Genomic DNA, 23,919 nt, shown 5'->3' with positions numbered 1-23,919 from the left:
TGATGCTTGATCATGCCCGGACGCTGCAATGTCGGGAGGGTGATATGGCAATGCGCGCGGCTTGTGGTCTCTCTTTCCTCGTTCTTCTGTTCTTTGCCTTGAGCGGTGCCGCGCAAGCGGCCGAAGCCCGGCGAATCGTGACGACGGACAATTCCGACTATTTCGGCTTCGACCTCAGATCGGATCAGAATGTCAGCCTCGACCAATGCACTACCACCTGCCTCGGCGACCCTTCCTGCCGTGCCTTCACCTACAACACCAAGGCCAGATGGTGCTTTCTCAAATCCGACTATAATCAGCTCAAACCCTTCAGCGGCGCCGTCGCCGGCAAGATCGCCAAGGTCGATGGCGACCCCGATATCGGCGCTCCGCCGGCGCTTGCCTTCTTTCCCAACTGGATGGCCGACCAGGCCCAGCAGTTCCGCAACAAGTTGACCGATCCGGCCTATGATAAGCCGACTGAAGGTTTGGCAGCGCTGCAGGCCGCGGCCGAGCAGGCGGCGCTGACCGGCGACCATCGCCTGGCCATGCAGAAATACCAGGCGGCGCTGTCCGTCCTGCCGGACGACGGCGCGCTCTGGCTGGCGCTGGCGCGCGAAACGCTTGGCGTGCAGCCGGCTACCAACACCTCCGAACCCTCGACCCTGCCGGCAAACGTCACCTCGGCCGCCTTCAACGCCTACAAGCTGGCGCGCACCGCAAAGACCCGCGCCGAGGCGCTGGCGCTGCTGGCCGCAGGCCTCGACAAGCGCGAACTCTTCCGGCCGGCGCTGCAGGCCTATGAGGCGAGCCTTGCGCTGGTAAGCTCACCCGCCGTCCAGGCCGACTATGCCGACCTCAAGGCGCGCAAGGGTTTTCGCGTTGTCGAACACACCGTCGATGCCGATTCCTCTTCGCCGCGCATCTGCGCGCAGTTTTCCGAGGAACTGGTCAAGACCGGCGTCGACTATTCGCAGTTCGTCACCGTCGACAACGCCGCCCCGAAAGCCGTCGAGGCCAAGGACAAGCAGATCTGCGTCGAAGGACTGGAGCACGGCCAGCACTATGACGTGACCTTCCGCGCCGGCCTGCCGGCTGCGATCGGCGAGACGATCGCCGCCCCGGTCGTGCTTTCGATCTATGTCCAGGATCGCGCCCCGTCGGCCCGCTTCACCGGCGACAGTTTCGTGCTGCCGGCCGGCGCCCGCCGCGGCATTCCGGTCGTCACCGTCAACATGAACGCCGCCAAGATGAAGCTCTACCGCGTCGGCGACCGTTCGCTGGCGCAGCTTCTGTCCGGCTATCAATTCCTGAAACAGCTCGACGGCTATGACATTTCCACCATCTCAGACCAGATGGGCATTCCCGTCTGGGAAGGCACGCTCGACATCGCCAACGACCTCAACAAGGAGGTCACCACCTCCTTCCCGGTGGACGAGGCGATCCCGCAGCGCAAGCCCGGCGTCTATGTGCTGACCGCCCAGCCGGTCGACGACAAGAGCGACGATTATGGTTCGCGCGCCACGCAGTGGTTCGTGGTGTCCGACATCGGTTTGTCCACCTATACCGGCCAGGACGGGCTGAACGTCTTTGCCCGTTCGCTGGGCTCAGCCAAGCCGATTGCCGGCGCCGAACTGACGCTGCTTGCCAAGAACAATGAGATCCTTGGCACGGCGACATCCGACGCCGAAGGCCACGCCGTCTTCAATCCCGGCCTGACGCGCGGCGAAGGCGGCATGGTGCCGGCCGTACTGATGGCCAAGCAGGGCGACAACGACTTCGTCTTCCTCGACATGGGCCGCGCTGGCTTCGATCTGTCGGACCGCGGCGTTGCCGGCCGAGCCGCGCCCGGCGCGCTCGACGTCTATGCCTGGACCGAGCGCGGTATCTACCGCGCTGGCGAGGACGTGCATGTCGCGGCCCTCGCCCGTGACGGCGCCGCCAGGGCGGTCGACAACCTGCCGCTCACCTTCATCTTCACCCGCCCCGACGGCGTCGAGAACCGCCGCATCGTCAGCGACGGCGCGTCCGCCGGCGGCCACGCGGTCGATCTCCCGCTCGAGCCCAACGCCATGCGCGGCACCTGGACGGTGTCGATCTACACCGATCCCAAGCAGTCGCCGGTGGCGAGCCAGATGTTCCTGGTCGAGGATTTCGTGCCGGATCGCATCGAGTTCGACCTGACGGCCGACAAGAAGGAGATCGCCCAGGGCGAGACCGCCAATGTCAGTGTCGACGGCCGCTTCCTCTATGGCGCGCCGGCCGCCGGCCTCGCGCTCGAAGGCGAAATGACGCTGTCGACCACCAGCAGTTGGGATCGCTTCAAGGATTTCACCTTCGGCCTTGCCGACGAACAGTCGGCCGAACCCACGGTGACGCCCTTCAGCAATCTTCCCGTCGTCGGCGATGACGGCAAGGCGACCTTCCCGGTCTCGATCGACCAATTGCCGTCCACCACCAAGCTGGTCAACGCCAAGGTCACCATTCGCATGCGCGAAGCAGGCGGCCGTGCCGTCGAGCGCTCGCTCGACATCGCCGTCCACCCGCAAAAGGACATGATCGGCATCCGCCCGGATTTCGAAGACGGCGAGGTGCCGCAAGGCGGGACCGCGAAGTTCGGCATTATCGCCGTCGATCCGAACGGCAAGCGCGAGGAACTGAAGGGCGCCCAGTGGTCGCTGGTCAAGGTCGAGCGCAATTACCAGTGGTACCGTTCCAACAATTCCTGGAACTATGAAGCGGTCAACCTCACCAAAGCCGTCGCCAACGGCCAGATCGACCTGAAGGCCGACGGCGAGGCGACCGTGTCGCTCCCTGTCGACTGGGGCCGCTACCGGCTCGAGGTCGAGACGGTCGATCCCGATGGTCCGGCGACCAGCTATGAGTTCGACGCCGGCTGGTATGTCGCCTCCACCACCACCGAGACGCCTGACGGCCTGGAGATCGCTCTCGACAAGGATAGTTACGCCGCGGGCGAGGTCGCCAAGCTGAAGGTCTCGCCGCATTTTGCCGGCGAACTGCTGGTCACCATCGGCGCCGAGAAGCTGCTCAAAACCGTCACCGCCTCGGTGCCTGCCGGCGGCAGCACAGTCGACATCCCGGTCGGGGATGACTGGGGCGCCGGCGCCTATGTCACGGCGACTTTGTTCAGGCCGGGCGACGCGCAGGAATCGCGTATGCCGGCCCGTGCCATCGGCGTCAAATGGCTGACCCTCGATCCAGGCTCGAAGAAGCTTGCCGTCACGCTGACGCCGCCGGAGAAGACCGCGCCGCGCCAGCAGCTGTCGATCCCGGTCGCCGTCAACGGCGCTCAAGCCGGCAGCAACGCCTATGTGATGGTCGCCGCCGTCGATGTCGGCATCCTCAACCTCACCAACTATAAAGCACCCGATCCGGAAGACTGGTTCTTCGGCCAGCGCATGCTGGGGCTCGAGATCCGCGACCTCTACGGCCGCCTCATCGACGGCTCGCTCGGCACCACCGGCAAATTGCGGACCGGCGGCGACGGCGCCAACATGCAGTCGCAGGGCAGCCCGCCGACCGAGAAGCTGGTCGCCTTCTTCTCCGGCCCGGTTGAGCTCGATACCAACGGCAAGGCGCGGATCGATTTCGACATCCCTCAGTTCAACGGCACCGTGCGCGTCATGGCCGTCGCCTGGACCAAGGAAGCCATCGGCCACGCCCAGACCGACGTGATCGTGCGCGATCCGGTGGTGATCACCGCTGGCCTGCCGCGTTTCCTGGCGCCCGGCGATGCCGCGACCATGCGCCTCGACATCGCCGACACCGACGGTCCCGCCGGCGACTACAAGCTCTCGGTCACCACGACCGGGGATCTGTCGACCGGCGACAAGCCGCTCCCCGAGAAGCTGACGCTGACCCAGGGCAAGCGGCAGTCGCTCTCCTTCCCGCTGATCGCTCACAGCGCTGGCGATGCTTCGATCACGGTCAAGCTCGCGCATGACAGCGGCGCCGAGGTCGAGCAGACGCTTTACCTGCCGGTGCGTCCGGCGCAGCTCCCGGTCACCAACCGCATGGTGGTCGACCTGAAGCCCAAAGGTGGTTCGCTGCGCGTCGACAAGGAGCTGCTCGCCGCCAGCCTCCTCGATGGCGCTTCGGTCAGCGTCGGCGTTTCGCAGGCGGCCGCCTTCGACGTGCCGTCGCTGCTGATGAGCCTCGACCGCTACCCCTATGGCTGCGCCGAGCAGACCACCAGCCGCGCTATGCCGCTGCTCTATGTCAACGACATGGCGACCAGCATCGGCATGGAGAGCGATCCCGAGCTGCATGGCCGTATCCAGGACGCCATCTACAAGGTGCTGAGCTACCAGGCCTCCGGCGGCAGCTTCGGCCTCTGGGGCCCGGGCTCCGGCGATCTCTGGCTCGACGCCTATGTCACGGAGTTCCTGACCCGGGCGCGCGAGCAGAAATACGACGTGCCGGCGCAGGCGATGAACCAGGCGCTGAACAACCTGCAAAACTCGCTCGGTTACGACCAGAGTGTCCAGGATCGCGGCAGCGAGATCGCCTACGCACTCTATGTGCTCGCTCGCAACAAGAAGGCCTCGATCGGCGACCTGCGCTACTATGCCGACACGCAGCTCGAAGCCTTCTCCAGCCCGATGGCCGTCGCCCAGTTGGCCGCAAGCCTCGCGCTTTACGGCGACACACAGCGCTCGGAAGCCACCTTCCAGACGGCGCTGCGGCTGGCCCAGGGGGCCACTGAGTACGACTACTACCGGTCCGACTACGGCTCGCCGCTCCGCGACGGCGCCGCGATGCTGGCGCTGGCGGCCGAATCGAAGCCGGTGCCGAGCATCGTGCCGCAGCTGATCCGGCTGGTCGCCAGGGAACGGGCCGACGCCCGCTGGACGAGCACCCAGGACGAATCCTGGATGCTCCTGGCATCGCGGGCGCTGAAGGAGGGCAATGATTCCATCACGCTTTCCGTCAACGGCGCGCCGCATTCCGGCGGCTATTCCGACCGTGTCTCCGGCAGCGATCTCGAGGGCAGCCCGCTCACCATTGCCAACACCGGCACGACGCCGCTGCAGGCAGTGGTCACGGCGGTGGCCGCGCCCGTCGAGCCCCTGCCGGCCGGCGGCGACGGCTTCACTATCGAGCGCACCTATTACAAGCTCGACGGCACGGAGGCCAACATCACCGAGGCCAGGCAGAACGAACGCTATGTGGTCGTGCTCAAGGTCTATGAGCAGAACAACTGGCCCTCGCGCCTGCTGATCACCGACCTGCTGCCGGCAGGCTTCGAGATCGACAATCCGAGCCTGGTCTCCAGCGCTCAATTATCGAACTTCTCCTGGCTGGCGCAGACCGATGCCGCGCATCTGGAGTTCCGCGACGACCGTTTCGTCGCCGCCTTCAATCCCAACGAAGGCGACGGCGACCGCAATATCACGCTGGCCTATGTCGTGCGTGCCGTGACGCCGGGCACCTATGCCCATCCGGCGGCGACGGTCGAGGACATGTACCGGCCGCAATACTCGGCCCGCACCGCCTCCGGCATGATGGAGGTCAAGGCGGAATAGCGATGAAGGCGTCGCCAGAAACCCCCTTCTCCCCGTTACTATACGGGGAGAAGGCGCCGGTCCACCCTCCGCAGCTGCTGCGGCGGACGGGCAGGCGGATGAGGGGCAGCGCCATGCTCTCAAGAAAAATCTTCCGACGAACGGCCATCGCAGGCATCTCCCTTGCCTGTCTTGCCGCCCTTTCCATCGCCGCCCTCTGGGTGCTCGACCGCGCCTTCCCGCCGCCGCTGCCGGCAACGCTGACGGTCTCGACCGAGGTGCAAGACCGCGACGGCCAGCTCCTGCGCGCCTTCGCGACGCCGGACGGCTACTGGCGGCTTGGAACCCGCCTCGACCAGGTCGACAGAGAGTTCGTCGACATGCTCGTCGCCTATGAAGACAAGCGTTTCTGGGATCACAAAGGTGTCGACGTGCTTGCCCTTTGCCGCGCCGCCGGCCAGTTCGTGACCAGTGGCCATATCGTCTCTGGCGGCTCGACCTTGTCGATGCAGCTTGCCCGGCTGATCGAGCCGCGCGACAGCCGCAGCCTGACATCCAAGGTCAAGCAGATCCTGCGCGCCGTCCAGATCGAGCGGCGACTCTCCAAGCAGGAAATCCTCGAGCGCTATCTGACGCTGGCGCCCTATGGCGGCAATCTCGAAGGCGTGCGCGCCGCCTCGCTTGCCTATTTCGGCAAGGAGCCGAAGCGGCTGACCGTGTCGGAAGCAGCCCTTCTGGTCGCGCTGCCGCAATTGCCGGAAAAGCGCCGGCCCGACCGTAACCTTGATATCGCGCATGCCGCGCGCGACCGGGTGCTCACCCGCATGGTTTCGGCCGGCCTGCTCGGCGAAAAAGAGGCCGCGCGCGCCGCGCTCGACGATGTCTCCGGCCTGCGCCGCAAGCTGCCGGCGCTGGCCGCGCACGCCTCTTACGCCATGCTGCCCAAGGCGGAACCCGGCAAGCCGCTGCAGCTCACCATCCGCAGAAGCGTGCAGCAAGGGCTGGAGCAGGTGGCGAAAGAGGCCGCCAGGAAGCTCGGCCCAAAGCTTTCCGTCGCCATGGTGATGGCCGATGCCCGCACCGGCGACATTCTCGGCGAAGTCGGCTCAGCCGATTTCTTCGACGCCAGCCGATCCGGCTGGATCGACATGACCAAGGTCGTGCGCTCGCCCGGCTCGACGCTGAAGCCGTTCATCTATGGACTTGCCTTCGAGCAGGGGCTGGTGGCGCAGGAGACCATCATCGAGGATAGTCCCGCCGATTTCGGCGGCTACCGGCCGAAGAATTTCGACATGGGCTACCAGGGCGATGTGAGCATCCGTCAGGCGCTGCAGCTGTCGCTCAACGTGCCGGCGATCCGCGTGCTCGACGCGGTCGGTCCCGCGCGGCTCGCGGCGCGCTTCCGCCAGGCCGGCGTCAACCTGGTCCTGCCGCTCAGCGAGGCGCCCGGCCTGGCGATCGGCCTCGGCGGCGCCGGCGTCACATTGCGCGACCTGGTGCAGCTCTATACGGGGCTCGCCAATGGCGGGAAAATGCACACGCTGCATGACGGCACCGAACCGGCCAATGCCGAGCGCACCACCGCCACCATCCTCGACGACCAGGCCGCCTGGCAGATCGACGACATCCTGTCCGGCGTGAAGCCGCCGGAAGGTGCTGCCCAGCGCGGCATCGCGTACAAGACCGGCACCTCCTATGGCTACCGCGATGCCTGGTCGGTCGGCTTCGACGGCCGCTACGTGCTGGGCGTCTGGGTCGGCCGCGCCGACGCCAGCCCGATACCCGGCCTTTCCGGCTACGTCTCGGCGGCGCCGATCCTGTTCGAGGGTTTCGTCCGTTCCAGTCTCGCCAGCGTGCCGCTGCCCGGCCGGCCGCCAGGCGTCTTCAATCCCAAACGTGACGAATTGCCGGTGACGCTGGCCCGCTTCGGTGCCGGATCGGACGGGCTGGTGCAGGCCACGCCGACCGAGCCGGCGCCGACCATCATCTTCCCGCCGGACGGCGCCCGCGTCGATCTCGGAACCAATTCGGCCAACGCGACGCCCCTGGTGCTGAAGCTGCAGGGCGGCCGGGCGCCGTTCCGTTGGCTGGCCAACGGCAAGCCGCTCGCCGGCATCGACCGCCGCCGCACCGCGACCTGGCAGCCGGACGGTACCGGATATTCGACGCTGACGGTCATCGACGCCGCCGGCCGCGCGGCCAGCGTGAAGGTTTTCGTTGAATAGAGCGCGGCAAGCGATTCAGAGCATTCTGTTTTGCGCTTTGCTTTCAGCCGTCGTAGCCTTCCCCGCCAGCGCCGATCCCCTGCCCGCCGGCTTCGTCAGGCTCGCCGATGTCGATCCTACCATCCGCCAGGACATCCGCTATGCCGGCGTCGAAAACTTCCTGCACCGCAAGGTCGACGGCTATGAAGCACCCGCCTGCATCTTGACCGAAAAAGCGGCGAAGGGGCTCTCTAGCGTCCAGAAGACGATGGCCGCGAAGGGTCTGACGCTCGTCGTCTTCGACTGTTACCGCCCGGCGCGCGCGGTCGCCGACATGGGCGAATGGACAAAACAGGGCGGTCCGCCCGATCCGCAATGGTATCCGAAGGTCGAGCGCGGCGATCTCATTGCCAAGGGCTATGTCGGCGAGTTGTCCAGCCATTCGCGCGGCTCGACCGTCGACCTTGCGTTCGCTGAGGTGGACAAGAAAAGCTCGGCGCATCCCGCTTGCGGCGCTCCCGACACCGGCACGCTCGACTTCGGCACCGGCTTCGACTGTTTCGACCCGATGAGCGAGACGGCCCACCGCCCTCTTCCCGTCAAAGCGGCGGCAAACCGCAAGATGCTGCTTTCCGCCATGCGCGCCGCCGGCTTCCGCAACTACGCGCGCGAATGGTGGCACTTCACGCTGCAAAACGAACCGTTCGCCAAGCATGGTTTCGACTTTCCCGTCACCGCGCCATAAGGGGCGGATCGACCTCCTAAACGCAAATCTCACGCTGCTCCTACCTTGCCGCGGCGCCAGCCGTCTCTAGATGGCGTCGGACAGTCGCAGAGTCTGCCCTGGCTAATATGAGGAAAATGTTTCTCGAATATACCAACCATCGGCGAAAAATTGCTCCGAAGGGGCGAAAAAGGCAACATTGAATGCATCTAAATTCTATTAAATCGGTAGAGTTCGGCCGTCATCAACGGAGGCGGAAATGACCAACCCTCATTTCAGGAAACTGCTCGGCGCGCTGGTCGCCACATCTGTCCAGTTCGGCACGCTCGGTTTCGCGTTTGCCGACACCACCATTCTGAACGTGTCCTACGATCCGACACGTGAGCTCTACAAGGCCTATGACGAAGCCTTCGCTGCGCACTGGAAGGCCGAGACCGGCGAAACCGTCACCATCCAGCAGTCGCATGGCGGATCGGGCGCGCAGGCCCGGGCGGTCATCGACGGCCTCGACGCCGACGTTGTGACGCTCGGGCTGCAAGGCGACATCGACGCTATTGCCTCGAAGACGAAGAAGATCGATCCCGACTGGCGCAAGAAATTCGAGAACAACTCGGCACCCTACACCTCGACCATCGTCCTCTTGGTCCGCAAGGGCAATCCGAAGGGCATTCACGACTTTGGCGATCTCATCAAGGACGACGTCCAGGTGATTACGTCTAATCCAAAGACTTCCGGCGGCGGCCGGTGGGCTTACCTCGCGGCCTGGGCATGGGCCAACACCAACGATGGCGGCGACGAGGCCAAGACCAAGGACTTCATCGGCAAGCTCTATTCCCATGTTCCCGTGCTCGATGCCGGTGCGCGCGGCTCGACGGTGACCTTCGCGCAGAAGGGCCTCGGCGACGTGCTGATAGCCTGGGAAAATGAAGCCTATCTGGCGCTCGATGAATTCGGTGCTGATCAGTTCGAGATCGTCATCCCGCCGCAGTCGATCCTGGCCGAACCGCCGGTAGCGGTGGTCGATGCCAATGTCGATGCCAAGGGCACGCGCAAGGTGGCCGAGGCCTATCTTGGCTGGCTCTATTCCAAGGAAGGCCAAACCATCATCGCCAAGAACCACTATCGCCCGGCCAAGCCCGACCTGGTGCCCGCCGAGGATCTCGCCAAGCTGCCGGCGATCAAGCTGGTCACCATCGACGATCCGGTTTTCGGCGGCTGGAAGAAAGCGCAGCCTTATCATTTCGGCGATGGTGGTATATTCGACCAGATCTACAAGCCGGCCCAGTGAGGCGAGACGGCCCCGCGGCCGGGACATCACCGAAGGCAATCTGGCCTGAATAGGAAGGGACGAACCAGAATTCCATGGCTACAGCACCCGCTCAGGCTGGGTGGAGATTCAGGCAGCCGAGTGTCATTCCGGGTTTCGGATTGACGCTCGGCTTCTCGCTTGCCTACCTCACGCTCATCATCCTCATTCCGCTCTCGGGGCTGGTCTGGCGCTCGGCCGCGCTCGGCTGGACCGATTTCTGGGCGATCGCCGCCGACCGCCGCACGCTCAACGCGCTGAAGATCAGCTTCGGCACCGCCTTCGTCGCCGCCGCGGTCAATGTCGTCTTCGGCACCATTGTCGCCTGGGTGCTGGTCCGCTACCGTTTCCCGGGGCGTCGCATCGCCGATGCGATGGTCGATCTGCCCTTCGCCTTGCCCACCGCGGTCGCCGGCATCGCGCTCACCTCGCTTTACGCACCCAACGGCTGGATCGGCCATTTGCTGACGCCGCTCGGCATCAAGGTCGCCTACACGCCCCTCGGCATTGTCGTGGCGCTTGTCTTCATCGGGTTGCCCTTCGTCGTGCGCACCGTCCAGCCGATCATGGAGGAGATCGACAGGGAAGTGGAAGAAGCAGCGGCCTCGCTCGGTGCCAGCCGTTTCCAGATCATTACCCGCGTCCTGTTTCCGGGGCTGGCGCCAGCCGTCATCACCGGCTTCTCGCTCGCGTTCGCGCGCGGTGTCGGCGAATACGGCTCGGTCATCTTCATTGCCGGCAATCTACCCTTCAAATCGGAGATCGCGCCGCTTCTGATCGTGATCCGGCTCGAGGAATACAATTACGCGGCAGCGACCGCGATCGCCGCGATCATGCTGGCGCTGTCTTTCGTGATGCTTTTGGTCGTCAACCTCGTGCAGTCATGGAGCCGCAAGCGCTATGGCTGACCCCGTGATCAAATCCTACGAGCCGCTTCACGAAAGCCAGTCGGCGGCGGTCACCGAAAGCCGGCCGGTGCGCTGGGTGGCGATGGCAATCGCCTTCGTCTTCCTCGCCGTCTTCCTGCTCCTGCCGCTGATCGTCGTCTTCCACGAGGCGCTGGCCAAGGGCGTCGGCTCCTACACGGAAGCGCTTGCCAGTCCCGACACGCGCTCGGCCATCCGCCTGACCCTTCTTGTGGCGGCGATCTCGGTGCCGCTCAACGTCATTTTCGGCATCTCGGCCGCCTGGGCGATCGCCAAGTTCGAGTTCAAGGGCAAGGCCTTCCTGACGACGCTGATCGATCTGCCCTTCTCGGTGTCGCCCGTCATTTCCGGCCTGGTCTATGTGCTCCTCTTTGGCGCGCAGGGGCTTCTCGGCGAATGGCTGAAGGCGCACGGCATAGTCATTCTCTTCGCCGTGCCAGGCATTGTGCTGGCCACCGTCTTCGTCACCTTCCCCTTCGTCGCCCGCGAGTTGATCCCGCTGATGCAGGAACAGGGCAATGGCGATGAGGAAGCGGCCCTTTCGCTCGGCGCCAATGGCTGGCAGACCTTCCGGTATGTGACGCTGCCCAACGTCAAATGGGGCCTGCTCTACGGCGTGCTGCTGTGCAACGCCCGCGCCATGGGTGAGTTCGGCGCGGTTTCGGTGGTGTCGGGCCACATACGCGGCCTTACCAACACCATGCCGCTGCATGTCGAGATCCTGTACAATGAATACAACGCCGTCGGCGCCTTCGCCGTCGCTTCGCTGCTTGCCGGCCTGGCGCTGGTGACGCTGGTCTTGAAAACACTGCTCGAGATGCGCTACGGCGCCGAGATCGCCGCGACGCGCGGACATTAAATGCATCTGGTCCAAAAGTGTGTAGCGGTTTGGGATAACCACATGCATCGACTATTGAGGGACGCTTGATGGAAGTTCGCGTTGTCAACGTGCGCAAGGAGTTTGAACGGTTTCCGGCGCTCCACGACGTGTCGCTCGACATCAGGTCCGGCGAGCTGATCGCCCTGCTTGGGCCGTCCGGCTCCGGCAAGACAACCCTGCTCCGGCTGATCGCCGGGTTGGAACGGCCGACCAAGGGCGCCATCTTCTTCGGTGACGAGGACGCCTCGCAGAAGTCGATCCAGGAGCGCAATGTCGGCTTCGTCTTCCAGCATTACGCACTGTTCCGCCACATGACTGTCGCCGACAATATCGGCTTCGGGCTGAAGGTCCGGCATGGCGCCGCGCGTCCCTCGGCGCAGGAGATCCGCCGCCGCGCTTCGGAACTCCTTGACCTCGTCCAGCTCTCGGGGCTGGAAAAGCGCTATCCGGCACAGCTCTCCGGCGGCCAGCGCCAGCGCGTGGCGCTGGCGCGCGCCATGGCGATCGAGCCCAAGGTGCTGCTGCTCGACGAGCCGTTCGGCGCGCTCGACGCACAGGTGCGCCGCGAGCTTCGCCGCTGGCTGCGCGAGATCCATGACGCCACCGGCCACACCACCGTCTTTGTCACCCACGACCAGGAAGAGGCTTTGGAGCTTGCCGACCGCGTCGTCGTCATGAGTCAGGGCCGCATCGAGCAGGTCGGCTCAGCCGACGAGATCTACGACATCCCAAACTCGCCCTTCGTCTATAATTTCGTCGGCGAATCGAGCTCGCTGCCGGTCAAGGTCGAAGATGGCCAATTGTGGATCGCCGACCGGCCGATCGGGCTGTCGGCACCGCAGGGGGCGCCTTCGGGCGAAGCGTTGCTCTATTTCCGCCCGCATGATGTCGAGCTGCTCGAAGGCTGCAGCGGCTGCATCGCCGGCACGGTCGCCGCCAGCCGTCGCGTCGCCGGCACCAGGCGGGTCGAGCTCGAGGTAGGCGGCGAGCGCCAGCGCGTCGAGATCGAGCTGCCGGTCGACCATCCCGCCGCGCAGAAGAGCCGGGTGGCCTTCAGGCCGCGGCGCTGGAAGCTCTTCCCGGCCTCCTGACGCATCTTTCCTCCTGCGGCGACAGGTGTGGCGCAGAGACGATTCGGTCTGGAAGAAAATCCTGCCAAACAGCTGTTTGGGCGGCGCTTTTTCCTGGCGCCTGCCATCCACTCGGAGCACGTGCCTCGTCGAACCAGGCTTTCCTTTTTATGGTCGCATCATAGTTTCTGACTATTCCGAAGGAGACCTGTTTCCATGAAGCGCTTACTGCTTGCCATCGCCACTTTCGCCGGCCTCGTCCTCGCCTCCCCCCAAGCCTGGCCGGCCGACAGGCTCTTGAACGCCTCCTACGACGTTGGCCGCGAATTGTTCGGCGACATCAACAAGGCCTTCATCGCCGAGCACCCCGGTGTGACCGTCGACCAGTCCCACGCCGGCGCCTCGGCGCAGGCGCGCGCCGTCGCCGATGGTTTGGGTGCCGACGTCGTCACCTTCAACCAGGTCACCGATGTCGATTTCCTGGTCAAGAAGGGCCTCATCTCCGCCGATTGGCAGAAAAATTTCCCGGACAACGCCTCGCCCTTCTATTCGCTGCCGTCCTTTCTGGTGCGCGCCGGCAATCCCAAGCACATCAAGGACTGGAACGATCTGGTGCGCGACGACGTGCAGGTGATCTTCCCCAACCCGAGGACATCGGGCAACGCGCGCTACACCTACCTGGCGGCGACCGCCTATGCGAAGGAAGCCTTCAAGGGCGACGACGCCAAGGTGAAGGAGTTCATCACCAAGCTGTTCAATAACGTGCCGATCTTCGACACCGGCGGCCGTGCCGCCACCACCACTTTCGTGCAACACGAGATCGGCGACGTGCTGATCACCTTCGAGTCGGAGACGCGCGGCATCCGCAAGGAATATGGCGACGACAAGTTCGAGCAGGTCACGCCTTCGGTCAGCCTGCTCGCCGAATTCCCGGTGGCGATCGTCGACAAGGTCGCCGACGAGCACGGCACCCGCGATCTCGCCAAGACCTATCTCGACTTCCTCTATTCGCCCGAGGGCCAGGACATCGCTGCCCGCAACGGCCTGCGGACCCGCGACGCGTCGGTCGCTGCCAAATACAAAGCCGATTTTCCGAACGTGCGCTTGTTGACGGTGGACGAAGTCTTCGGCGGCTGGGACAAGGTGCAGAAAGAGCACTTCGCCCCGGGCGGCCTGCTCGACCAGGCCTACGGCAGCCGCTAGCCGCTCACGACCGGATAGAACAGGAAGGCCGGCTTTGCCGGCTTTCTTCGTTAACTGGTGCCGGCATCGCTTTGCCGGCGAAATCACTGCGGCCAATGTGAAAAACGTTACGAAGAATCAATGCGTTTGTGCCTAAACCTGTGCTGACGAATTGTTGTGCCAAATCACGCTCAGCGGCCAAACTGTCATGATTTGCACACAAACAACCGCCAGATGCAGTGCGATTGGGGTTTGATGAATTGAATCGGGCATGCTGACCAAAAAAGGCAAATACGGGCTCAAGGCCCTCGTGCATCTTGCCAGCCTGCCGGCTGGCCAGCTTGCATTCGTCAACGACATAGCGGTCGCCAACAACATCCCGAAGAAGTTCCTGGACGCCATCCTGGGCGAATTGCGCAACGCCGGCTTCGTGCAGAGCCGCAAAGGCAAGGAAGGCGGCTATCGCCTCGCCAGGCCCGCTTCCGAGATCAAGATCGGCCATGTCGTGCGCGTGCTGGACGGACCGCTGGCGCCAATCCCCTGTGCAAGCCGCACGCAATACCAGCGCTGCGAGGATTGCGACGAAGCGACCTGCCAGGTCCGCCACATGATGCTGGAAGTGCGCCAGGCGATCGCCGAGGTGCTCGACAATCGCAGCCTGGCCGCCATGCGCGACGCCGACAACGACGATTTCCCGGCCGAGCTGACCTCGCAGATCTGAACGCATCCTCCGACCCGACGCCTTGCCGCTCAGTTGCCTGTCTGCGTTGGGCGCAGTAAAGCGGTTGACGGACGCAACAGGGCTCTGACGCATGAGGCTGCCTTGGCTTGGCAATTCCCGCAGGGTCAAACGGCAACCGTCATCCGCCAACATCTATCATACCGAGATCATCGCCGACGTGCTGGTGCCGGAGCGTGGCGAAACCGTCCGCTTCTTCAGCCGCAAGCTTGTCCGCCCGGGCAAGCTGCGCAGCGTCTCCAACAAGGATCTGCGCGAAAGCCTGCTGTCCTTGTTCTATCTCGGCGTGGCGGCGGTCCTGCCGGTCGCCTGGTGGGCGCCGATCTGCGATTGGGTCTCGACGCTTCGGCGCAAACGCCATTTTCGCAAGGAATTCGCGCGCTATGATACCGCGATCAAAGCGGTGCTTGGTGATGACGCCGACACGCAAAGCCTTTTCAAGGGCCATCTCGCCGCCGCGCATCGCCGCCGCCTGATGCTTGCCGCTCATCTCGTTCCTCGCCGCTGGTCGCCGGCAATCCGGCTGGAAGGGCTCGACGGCTTGCGCGAGGCGTTGCAGCGCGGCCGCGGCGCCATCGTCTGGTGCGATCAGTTCATCGCCCAGACTATCATGGGCAAGCGCGCCCTCTTCGAAGCCGGCATTGAGGCGCACCAGGTGAGCGTCAACTTCCACGGCTTCTCGGAAAGCAAATTCGGCCTGCATGTGATCAACAGACCGTTGATCGAGGTCGAAAACCGCTTCCTGAAAAGCCGCATCGTTTTCGAGCGCGCCGACGCCTACCAGGTCACGGCGCGCATCCAGAAGACGCTGAAGGAAAACGGCGTCGTGCTGATGACCAACACCATCCACGCCGGCTCAACCTTCACCGAGATCGCCATGGGCGAGCATGGCTGGACCCACCTCGCCTCGGCGCCGGCGAATTTCGCGGCGCGCGCAGGTGCTGCGCTGTTTGCCATGTCGACCTTGGAGATTGTGCCGTTCCGCGAATACCGGGCGGTTGTCAGCCCCGAACTGAGGCCCGACGCTGTCCGGCCAGCATCCGTGCCGGCAAGGGCAAGGGACGTGACGGCAAAGAACCTCGTCCTGCAGGCCGGCTACGTCCTCCTCAAGCGCGACCGTCTGCTGGAAGCGGTCAAATCATATCCGGACCAGATGATGGCCTGGTCCGGCGCCAATCGGCTCACCGGGCGGCAGGACCAACCCGAGATCGGTGGCGAGGCCGTCTAAAGCGCGTCGCGATCTTTCAGATTCGCTCCATGCGCTTTAGGTTTTTGATTTTGCGCATGTCTTTGTCCCGAAACCGGCTCCCACTTTCGGGAGACATGCTTTAGCGGAGGACCCCTTTCACAATCCCGACGACGGCCCGCGTCGCATCCACCGTCACCGCGAGCTCGTCGGGGCCTGGCTCCTCCAGCGTCGCGAACTGGCTGTCGACCAGGCTTGCCGGCATGAAATGGCCTTTGCGGCCCGCGACCCGGCGCCAGGCCGTCTCGCGATCGATTTTGAGATAGAGGAAGACGATGCCTGGGCAAAAGCGGCGCAGCCGGTCGCGGTAGCTGCGCTTCAGCGCCGAGCAGGCCGCCACCGCTTTCTGACCGTTACCGACTGAGGCCGCAATGCGCTCGCCAATGGCGTCGAGCCAGCCCACGCGCAGCGCATCCGTCAGCGGCTCGCCGCGCGCCATGCGCGCCACGTTTTCCGGCGGATGCAGACGATCGCCCTCGATGAAGACTGCCTTCAGCATCTCGGCCAGCGCCTCGCCGACGACCGTCTTGCCGCAGCCGGCCACGCCCATCACGACGATCGCCGGCGCTGCCCGGGGGTCGTTCATTCGAGGCACCGGCGGCTGCGGTCTTGCTCTTTTCTCATCCACGATCAGCGACTTGCCGGCGTGCGCCCATAAAGCAGAAGCATGGCGACGATGACAACGCCGTAAATGATCTGCCGTCCCGCTTCCGGCATCTGCATGACCGACAGGATCGATTGCAGCAACGTGATCAGGATCACGCCGGCGACGGTGCCAAGATAGGAGCCTCTCCCGCCGAGGATCGAAGTGCCGCCCAGCACCACCGCGGCGATCGACGGCAGCAGATATGCATCGCCCATCGACTGCGCGGCTTTCGAGGCGTAGCCGGCGAGCAGGACGCCGCCAAAGGCCGAGAGTCCGCCGGACACGGCGAAGGCAATCAGCACCACACGGCGGGTGTCGATGCCGGAAAGGTAAGCCGCGCGCTCGCGGTTGCCGATGCCGTAGACGGCGCGGCCGAAGCTGGTACGCGTCAGCACGAAAACCATTGCGGCACCGATCAGCGCCCAGATGATGACGGCATTGGGCACGGCGGGAACGGCAAAGCCGGTCGCAAGATAGCGCATCGCCACCGTCGCCGAATCCTGCGGCGAGAACCCGCCCGTATAGACCACCATCAACCCTTGTGCGACGGCGTTGGTGGCCAAGGTGATGATCATCGAGGGAATGCGCAGATACGCAACACCGATGCCGTTGACGATGCCGATCGCCCCACCGCACAAGATGCCGAACGGGATGGCGAGCGCGCTGCCGACCGGACCATAGGCAGCCGCCGCGCAAGCCATCATCGCCCCTGTCGCTACAGACCACGGCACCGACAGGTCGATCTGCCCGAGCAGGATGACCAGCATCATGCCGGTGGCTATCACGCCGAGGAACGAAGCCACCTTCAATTGCTGCAAGAGATATTCCGGCGAGAGAAAACTGCGCGAATAGAGGCTGCCGAGCAGAAGCAGCGCCACGATGCAGGCGAAGGCCGTCGCCACCGCCGGATCGGCGCGGCGGATGAATTTCGGCATGCGGCCGGCAATGCCGCCAAGCGTCGTTTCGCTCACAGGAACCACTCCAGCCGGTTGCGCACCCTGAACAGCGCGAAGGCGCCGAGGCTGACCGCGATCAACAGGATAACGCCCTGGAACAGCGGCTGCCAGAGCGGGTCGAAGTCGAAGACGAACAGCAGGTCGCCGATGGTGCGGAAGGCCAAGGCGCCGAAGATCGCGCCGATGGCGCTGCCCTTGCCGCCAAACAGCGACACGCCGCCGAGCACGACGGCTGCGATCGAGAACAGCGTGTAGGCATTGCCGCTGGCATAGGCGGCCTCGCCCGTATAGGTGAAGAAGGTGAGGAACAGGCCGCCGATCGCGGCAAGCAGGCCGGCCAGCGTATAGGCGAGGAACTTGCCCCTGCGGATCGGTACGCCCGACATATAGGCCGCCGTCTCTGAAGAGCCTGCGGCATAGGCCGCGCGGCCGAGCTCGGAGCGGCTGAACGGCACCCACACGACGAGCACGACGACAAACAGCGCCACAAGGCTCGCCGGCACGACGCCGAAGAAGCGCCCAGTCAGGAAATCGGCGAGGTCCTCGTTGACCGATCCGCCAGGAACCGGTCGCAAAAGCAGCGCCAGCCCGAAATAGACCGCACCTGTGGCGATTGTCGCGACGATCGGCTGCAGGCGGCCGTAAATGACGATGGCGCCGTTGACCGCGCCGCAAAGCAGCCCTGTGCCGAGCACGGCCGCCACGCCGAATGCGGTTTCGAGGCCGGTGCCGACCGCCAGCCAGGAAGCCATGCAATTTGTTAGCGTGAAGATCATGCCGACCGAGAGATCGATGCCGGCGGTGATGACCACCAGCGTTTGCGCCATGGCGACGAAAGCGAGCAGCACCCCCTTGTTCGCCGCCGTCTGCACGACATTGGCGGTGAAGCCGGCCGGATGGTTCGCGCTGTAGATGGCGAACATGACGATGAAGATGGCGAACGCCAGCAGCGTTCCGCGCTGTTCGGCCAGCCAGTAGCGCCAATCCTTCACGCTGGGCCTCCTTTCATGCCCTCTCCATGCTTTGGCGCGGCCTCGCCGTGGATATTGAGCGCGCTGGCAATCAGCGCGTGCTCGGTGATCTCGGCGCCGGCCAGCTCGCGCTTGACCGCCCCGTCATAAAGCACCAGCACGCGGTCGCAGCAGCCGATCAGCTCGTCATAGTCGGTCGAATAGAACAGGATCGCGGCGCCCGCGTCGGCCAGCTTGCGCATCAGCTGGTAAAGCTCCTGCTTGGTGCCGACATCGATGCCGCGCGTCGGATCGTTGAGCAGGATGATGCGCGGCTGCCGCATCAGCCATTTGGCGATCACCACCTTCTGCTGATTGCCGCCGGAGAGCGCGCCGACCGGAATGTCGAGCCCCGCCGTCTTGATGGCCAGCAGCCCGACCATGTCGTCGATCAGGCGCTGTTCGGCGGCGCGATCGATGATGCCGCCTTTCGACAGCCTGTCGAGCGCTGCGAAGGACAGGTTCTCGCGCACCGTCATCGGCAGCATCAGCCCTTCCGTCTTGCGGTCTTCGGGGATCAGCGCCATGCCGATGCGATCATCGCTCGCGGCGGAAGGGCTGGCGATCGAAACCGGCTTGCCGTCGATGAGGATCTGCCCGGAAAGGCCGCGCAGCACGCCGAAGAATGCCAGCAGCAATTCGCGCTGGCCCTGGCCGTCCAGCCCGCCAAGCCCGACGACCTCTCCGGCTGCAATCGACAATGAGATATTGTCCAGCCGGTCGCTCCAGGAAAGGTTGCGCGCCTCCAACACCGGGACCGTGCTCGATAGGGACCGGGCCGGCTTGGCCGGGAAAATGTGGCTGTATTCGCGGCCGATCATCAGTTCGACGACTTCGTTGTCGCTCTTCGAACCCGCTGCGTAGCTGGCCACGTTGCGGCCGTTGCGGAACACCGTGCACTGGTCGGCAAGCTCGGCAATCTCGTTCATCCGGTGCGAGATGTAGAGCAGCGCCAGCCCTTCCTCGCGCAGCCGCTTGAGCACGCCGAATATCTTGGCGACATCCGCCGCCGTCAGCGCCGAGGTCGCCTCGTCGAGGATCAGGATGCGCGGCTTCCTGGCGAGCGCCTTGGCGATCTCGACCATTTGCCGGCGCGACAGCGGCAGGTCTTTGACCAGTGCCAGCGGGTGGATATCGGAGGCGCCCGCGCGGGCAAGAGCCTCTTCTGCGATGCGCCGCTGCGCCTTGCGGTCGATCATGCCGAAGCGTTTCGGCGGATCTGAAATAACGATGTTGTCGGCGACGCTGAGCTCCGGGATGAGCGACAGCTCCTGGAAGATGCAGACAATACCGGCCTGGTTTGCAGCTGCCGGCGACGCGAAGGTCACTTCGCGGCCGTCCAGCACCATGCGGCCTTCGTCGGGCGCGACGACGCCGGCCATGACCTTGATCAAGGTCGATTTGCCGGCGCCGTTTTCGCCGAGGATAGCGTGGATGCTGCCGGCCGTGACGGAGAGGTCGGCCTTCTCCAAGGCCCGCACGCCGCCATAGCGCTTGGATATGCCTTCCATGCGGAAGAGCGGAGCCACGCCGTCCATCAGCCCTCCCCAGGCCAGTTCGCGATTGGCATCAAGTGCCGGCGCCGCGGCTCTCCCGCGGCGCCGGATGATCAGGCTACTTGTTTTCCTTGGTCTGGCCCATGATTTCCTGCGCGGTGAAATTGATGCCGCAGGTCGGGAAGGAATTGCCGACGAAGAAATTGTCGGACTGGTCGGGGAAGAAATCCTGGCCCGCCTTGAAGTTCGGATCCTCGACGATTGCCAGCGGCAGCTTGACCGACTGCGGCACGACATTGCCTTCGAGGGCTGCAATCGCCGTCTTGATGGCGACCGCGACCTGCGCCGGACCGGTGCCAGCCGAAGAACATTTCAGCCCATCCGCCGCATGCGCCGCGCAGAATTTGCGGAAGCCGTTTTCCGTCTCGCCGCCGAACGGCACGAACGGATGCTTGGCGTCGATCATCGCCTGCACGATGCCGGTGTCGCCGCCCTGCCCGGTGATGCCGTCGAACGGTCCGCTGGTGGCGATCGCGTCGGCCGTGGCCTTCTGCGCCACGCCGTCGTCCCACTTGCCGACCACCTCGGTGACATTCCATTTCTTGCCCGACGCATCGAGAACCTCGTGGATGCCATTATGCCGGTCGGTGTCGACGGAGGTGCCGGCAACGCCGCGCACCTCAAGCACCTTGCCGCCGTTCGGCACGTGTGAGACCAGCCACTTGCCCCACAATTCGCCAAGCCCTTTCTGGTCGACATTGACGTTGATGGCGTCCTTGGTGTCGAGGATGTTGTCGAAGGCCACGAGAATGACGCCAGCTTCCTTGGCGCGCTTGATGACCGGCCCGAACGCAGTCGGGTTCTGGGCGTTGACGACGATCGCGTCGAAGCCGGAATCGATGAAGTTGTTGATCGCCGAAATCTGCGCCGGCACATCCTCGCCGGTCGACACCACCTTGAATTCCTTCAGCTTCTTGGCCACGTCCGGCTGCGCGGCATAGGCCTTGGCCGTCTGGATCATCTGGATGCGCCAGGTGTTGGCGATATAGCCATTGGCAAGCGCGATACGGTACGGCCCTTCCTTTTTCGGATATTTGAAGAACTGTGTATCGGCCGCCCAGGGCGCGAAGCAGTCGGGCTCCGCCGACGGTCCCTTGACGATTTCCGGACCGGCGATCGCCGAAGAGCTCAGCATGACGAATGCAGTGGCGGCAATGACGCCGCCAACGAATGACTTGATCATCGGTATTCCTCCCAGTTGCAGTTCTGCTTGTTGCTTCCTGGCGCTGTCGGCCGGCATCCTCCTGCCAGTCCGATGCGCTTGGGGGCGACTGCGTCGTCCCCCTTCGTCCTCCCCCTCGTTCCTCCAAGGGTCCAAAAATCTAGCATATTATACATAATAAACAAGTATGAGCTGTTGCTTATGTATAATAAACAGGTCTCCGGCACGCCCCAACAACTCCACAAAAGTGATGGTAGCGCTACCATATTGCAGTGTAAACCGGCATTCGCACAGTCGCGTCTGTGCGTTTCAACGGGCTGTGCTCTCGCGACGCATGAGCTCGAAACCGAGATCGACGATCCGCTGCTCGGGACGGTTTCCCGCGATCGCGGCCGATGCCATGGCGACGGCGCGCCTGCCGATTTCGTAGCGATGGGTGCGAACGCTGGTGACCGACGGGAAAGCCGCCTGCATCATGTCGAGGTCGTTGAAGCCGACGATGCCGATGGTCTTCGGCACCGCGATCGCGGCGCGGTGGCACTCGAACAGAACGCCAAGCGCGATGTCGTCATTGTTGCAGAAGACGCCGTCGAGCGACGGCATCTTGGCCAGCGCATCGCGCAGAAGCTCGCGGCCGAGTGTCACGCTGGACAAAAGCGGCGTGGTCGTGATCAGACGAGGGTCGAACAAGCCCGCCGCCTCCATCGCCGCGCGATAGCCGGCAAGGCGCCGCTGCGAGCGCGGATCCATGCGTGCGCCGATGAAGCCGATCCGCCGGTAGCCCACTTCGATCAGGTGCTCGGTGGCCGTGCGGCCGCCGTCGAAATGCGAGAACCCGACCAGCATGTCGACCGGATCGGGCCCGGTTTCCATAACCTGCACCACCGGGCAGCCGGCCGTCTCCAGAAGCTTTCGCGACAGCTGCGTCTGGTCGATCCCGGCCACGATCAGCGCCGCCGGACGCTGCGAGGCGAACAGCTGCAGCAGGCGCTCCTCCTCCAGGCCCGAATAATGCGTGTTGCCCATCTGGATGCGGATCGGGCTGTCCGAAAGGCTGTCGTAAATGCCGCGCACCACTTCGGCGAAGACGTTGTTGGTAAGCGACGGCACCAGGACGCCGAAGACCTCCGCGCGCGCCGAAGCCAACGCGCGTGCGTTGGGATCCGGGATATAGCCGAGTTCGTCGACGGCGACCTGTATCTGCCGGCGCAGATCTTCCGAGACCCGCCCGGGCTCGCGCAGGGCGCGCGACACGGTGATGGCGCCCACACCCGCCTTGCGCGCGACATCGGCAATCGTCGGGCGACCGCCACCCCGGCGCGAGCGAGGCCTTGTCACAGCCCTGCCCTTTTTGCGCGAAAGAAGCACCGCGGCGAGCCGACCATCAACATCCTAGCCACAGCAGTCATATCCCGCAGCCCGTCCCATTCGGTCTGGGTCGCGCAGGCCATGGCCGTTGTCAAGCGATGGATCAGCCTGTCCAAGCCACGCTGACGGACGTCAGGCCAGTGCCTCGGCACTCTGCCTTGCCTTCCACATGAGGACCAAAATCGCCGCAAGATTGACCAGGTTCCAGGCGATGCCGTTGAGGAAGGCGGCGGCATAGGAGCCCGTGAGATCGTAGATCCAGCCCGACATCCAGCCGCCGACCGCCATGCCGAAGATGGTAGCCGTCAGGACGATTCCGACCCGCTGGCCGGCTTCCTTGGCCGGCATGTAGTCGCGAACGATGATCGCATAGCAGGGCACGATGCCGCCTTGCGACAGACCGAAGATCAGTGAGACGACATAGAGCGAGACGAGCCCGTCGAAGGGAATGTAGAAGAGCAGCGACAGGCATTGCAGCGCCGAGCCGATGAGCAGTGTCTTCACCGCGCCGATGCGATCGGCGAGGAAACCCGAACCGATGCGGCTGACGACGCCCGCCGCCAGCATGATCGACAGCATATCGGCTCCGTGCGCGACACCGTAGCCGAGGTCAATGCAATAGGCGACGATATGCACCTGCGGCATCGACATCGCCATGCAGCAGCCGAAGCCGGCGACGACCAGCAGCATCTGCAGCGCTGACGGCGACAGCGATATCGGCTGCACCGGCCGGCTTCCCGGCGAGCCTTGAGCGGCCTGGTGCGGCGCGCCCCGCCGCAGCATCAGCACCAGCGGCACCATGGTCGCAAGGCAGAACACACCGATCGCTGCATAGGTGAAACGCCAGCCCTGGCCCTGCATGACATAGGGCATCACGGTTGGCCAGACTGCCCCGGCCAGATAGCTGCCGGAGGCGGCGGCCGTCACGGCGACGCCGCGGCGCCGGTTGAACCAATGCGAAATATCGGCGATCAGCGGGCCGAAGATCGCCGCGGTGCCGACGCCGATCAGCAGCCCTTGGGCAAGCGTGAAGCCAAGGATCGAATTGGCAAGCGAGGCGAGCAGAAAGCCCGCACCGAGCGCCGCCGCGGAGGCGAGTGCCGGTATCCAATAACCCACGCGGTCGATGGCGCGTCCTACCAGCACATTGCCGGCGGCAAAGCCCACCATAGTCGCGGTGTAGGGAATGGACGCGGCCGCGCGATCGATGCCGAACTCCGCCTGCACAGCGGGCAGGACCACGACAACGGCCCACATGCCGACACCGCCGATCGTCGCCAGCAGCAAGGAAATCCCGAGCCGCATCCATGCATAGCCGCTATCGATGCCCGGGCTGCTCGCCGCGTTTCGGGAGATTGTCGTCAAGACGTTTCCTGTCGCTGTTCTCGTGACCGGCGGTCCGTCACCACTATCGGCGCATTCCCGCGTCGAGCAGCGCCA

Annotated in this window: 17 protein-coding genes; 10 read left to right on the top strand and 7 right to left on the bottom strand. The window is 64.5% G+C overall.

Annotation, left to right across the window (positions count from 1 at the left end):
- Positions 1–44 precede the first annotated feature (44 nt).
- From RFN28_RS14385 to RFN28_RS14340, 10 genes are all read left to right on the top strand, one after another.
- Entirely contained in the window at positions 45–5,525 is a 5,481-nt protein-coding gene (locus tag RFN28_RS14385; RefSeq protein ID WP_320287994.1) for an alpha-2-macroglobulin family protein, read from the top strand.
- Between the two features lie 113 nt (positions 5,526–5,638).
- Positions 5,639–7,729 carry a penicillin-binding protein 1C gene (gene pbpC / locus RFN28_RS14380; RefSeq protein ID WP_320287993.1) on the top strand — a complete coding sequence of 697 codons (2,091 nt, stop codon included), beginning with the start codon at positions 5,639–5,641 and terminating at the stop codon, positions 7,727–7,729.
- Positions 7,730–7,766: 37 nt separating this feature from the next.
- On the top strand, positions 7,767–8,453 hold the full coding sequence (locus tag RFN28_RS14375) for a M15 family metallopeptidase (RefSeq protein ID WP_320287992.1): 687 nt from the start codon (positions 7,767–7,769) through the stop codon (positions 8,451–8,453).
- A 238-nt stretch (positions 8,454–8,691) separates the two neighbouring features.
- Positions 8,692–9,720: a sulfate ABC transporter substrate-binding protein gene (locus tag RFN28_RS14370; RefSeq protein WP_320287991.1), complete on the top strand. Its 1,029-nt coding sequence runs from the start codon at positions 8,692–8,694 to the stop codon at positions 9,718–9,720.
- 74 nt (positions 9,721–9,794) lie between these two features.
- Complete coding sequence (cysT, locus tag RFN28_RS14365) at positions 9,795–10,646, top strand: sulfate ABC transporter permease subunit CysT (protein WP_320287990.1); 852 nt, start codon at positions 9,795–9,797, stop codon at positions 10,644–10,646.
- Entirely contained in the window at positions 10,639–11,523 is an 885-nt protein-coding gene (cysW, locus tag RFN28_RS14360; RefSeq protein WP_320287989.1) for a sulfate ABC transporter permease subunit CysW, read from the top strand. The genes cysT and cysW overlap by 8 nt, the downstream gene beginning before the upstream one ends.
- A 68-nt stretch (positions 11,524–11,591) precedes the next feature.
- The gene (locus RFN28_RS14355; protein ID WP_320287988.1) at positions 11,592–12,635 is read left to right on the top strand and encodes a sulfate/molybdate ABC transporter ATP-binding protein; all 1,044 of its coding nucleotides are present in this window, start codon (positions 11,592–11,594) and stop codon (positions 12,633–12,635) included.
- A 195-nt stretch (positions 12,636–12,830) separates the two neighbouring features.
- Complete coding sequence (locus tag RFN28_RS14350; RefSeq protein WP_320287987.1) at positions 12,831–13,817, top strand: sulfate ABC transporter substrate-binding protein; 987 nt, start codon at positions 12,831–12,833, stop codon at positions 13,815–13,817.
- A gap of 250 nt (positions 13,818–14,067) precedes the next feature.
- Positions 14,068–14,517 carry an RrF2 family transcriptional regulator gene (locus RFN28_RS14345; protein WP_040970141.1) on the top strand — a complete coding sequence of 150 codons (450 nt, stop codon included), beginning with the start codon at positions 14,068–14,070 and terminating at the stop codon, positions 14,515–14,517.
- A gap of 91 nt (positions 14,518–14,608) precedes the next feature.
- Positions 14,609–15,763: a hypothetical protein gene (locus tag RFN28_RS14340; protein WP_320287986.1), complete on the top strand. Its 1,155-nt coding sequence runs from the start codon at positions 14,609–14,611 to the stop codon at positions 15,761–15,763.
- A 100-nt stretch (positions 15,764–15,863) separates the two neighbouring features.
- Here RFN28_RS14340 and RFN28_RS14335 read toward each other — a convergent pair whose 3' ends face one another.
- The 7 genes from RFN28_RS14335 to RFN28_RS14305 all read right to left on the bottom strand — a co-directional run bounded on the left by RFN28_RS14335 (position 15,864) and on the right by RFN28_RS14305 (position 23,784).
- On the bottom strand, positions 15,864–16,367 hold the full coding sequence (locus RFN28_RS14335) for a gluconokinase (protein ID WP_320287985.1): 504 nt from the start codon (positions 16,365–16,367) through the stop codon (positions 15,864–15,866).
- Positions 16,368–16,411: 44 nt separating this feature from the next.
- Positions 16,412–17,398, bottom strand: coding sequence for an ABC transporter permease (locus tag RFN28_RS14330; RefSeq protein WP_320287984.1), 987 nt, complete (start codon positions 17,396–17,398; stop codon positions 16,412–16,414).
- Entirely contained in the window at positions 17,395–18,375 is a 981-nt protein-coding gene (locus RFN28_RS14325; protein ID WP_320287983.1) for an ABC transporter permease, read from the bottom strand. The genes RFN28_RS14330 and RFN28_RS14325 overlap by 4 nt, the downstream gene beginning before the upstream one ends.
- Positions 18,372–19,931: a sugar ABC transporter ATP-binding protein gene (locus RFN28_RS14320; RefSeq protein WP_320287982.1), complete on the bottom strand. Its 1,560-nt coding sequence runs from the start codon at positions 19,929–19,931 to the stop codon at positions 18,372–18,374. Before RFN28_RS14320 ends, RFN28_RS14325 begins: the two co-directional genes overlap by 4 nt.
- Before the next feature lie 76 nt (positions 19,932–20,007).
- Positions 20,008–21,132 (bottom strand): sugar ABC transporter substrate-binding protein, encoded by a 1,125-nt coding sequence (locus tag RFN28_RS14315; protein ID WP_320287981.1) that lies wholly within the window; start codon positions 21,130–21,132, stop codon positions 20,008–20,010.
- 288 nt (positions 21,133–21,420) lie between these two features.
- Positions 21,421–22,449 carry an HTH-type transcriptional regulator GntR gene (gene gntR, locus RFN28_RS14310; RefSeq protein ID WP_320287980.1) on the bottom strand — a complete coding sequence of 343 codons (1,029 nt, stop codon included), beginning with the start codon at positions 22,447–22,449 and terminating at the stop codon, positions 21,421–21,423.
- A gap of 162 nt (positions 22,450–22,611) precedes the next feature.
- Positions 22,612–23,784: an MFS transporter gene (locus RFN28_RS14305; protein ID WP_320288002.1), complete on the bottom strand. Its 1,173-nt coding sequence runs from the start codon at positions 23,782–23,784 to the stop codon at positions 22,612–22,614.
- Between the last annotated feature and the right edge of the window lie 135 nt (positions 23,785–23,919).

It is taken from the genome of Mesorhizobium album (assembly GCF_033977205.1).
Lineage (GTDB): Bacteria > Pseudomonadota > Alphaproteobacteria > Rhizobiales > Rhizobiaceae > Mesorhizobium > Mesorhizobium album.
This window is presented reverse-complemented; position numbering and strand designations above follow the sequence as displayed.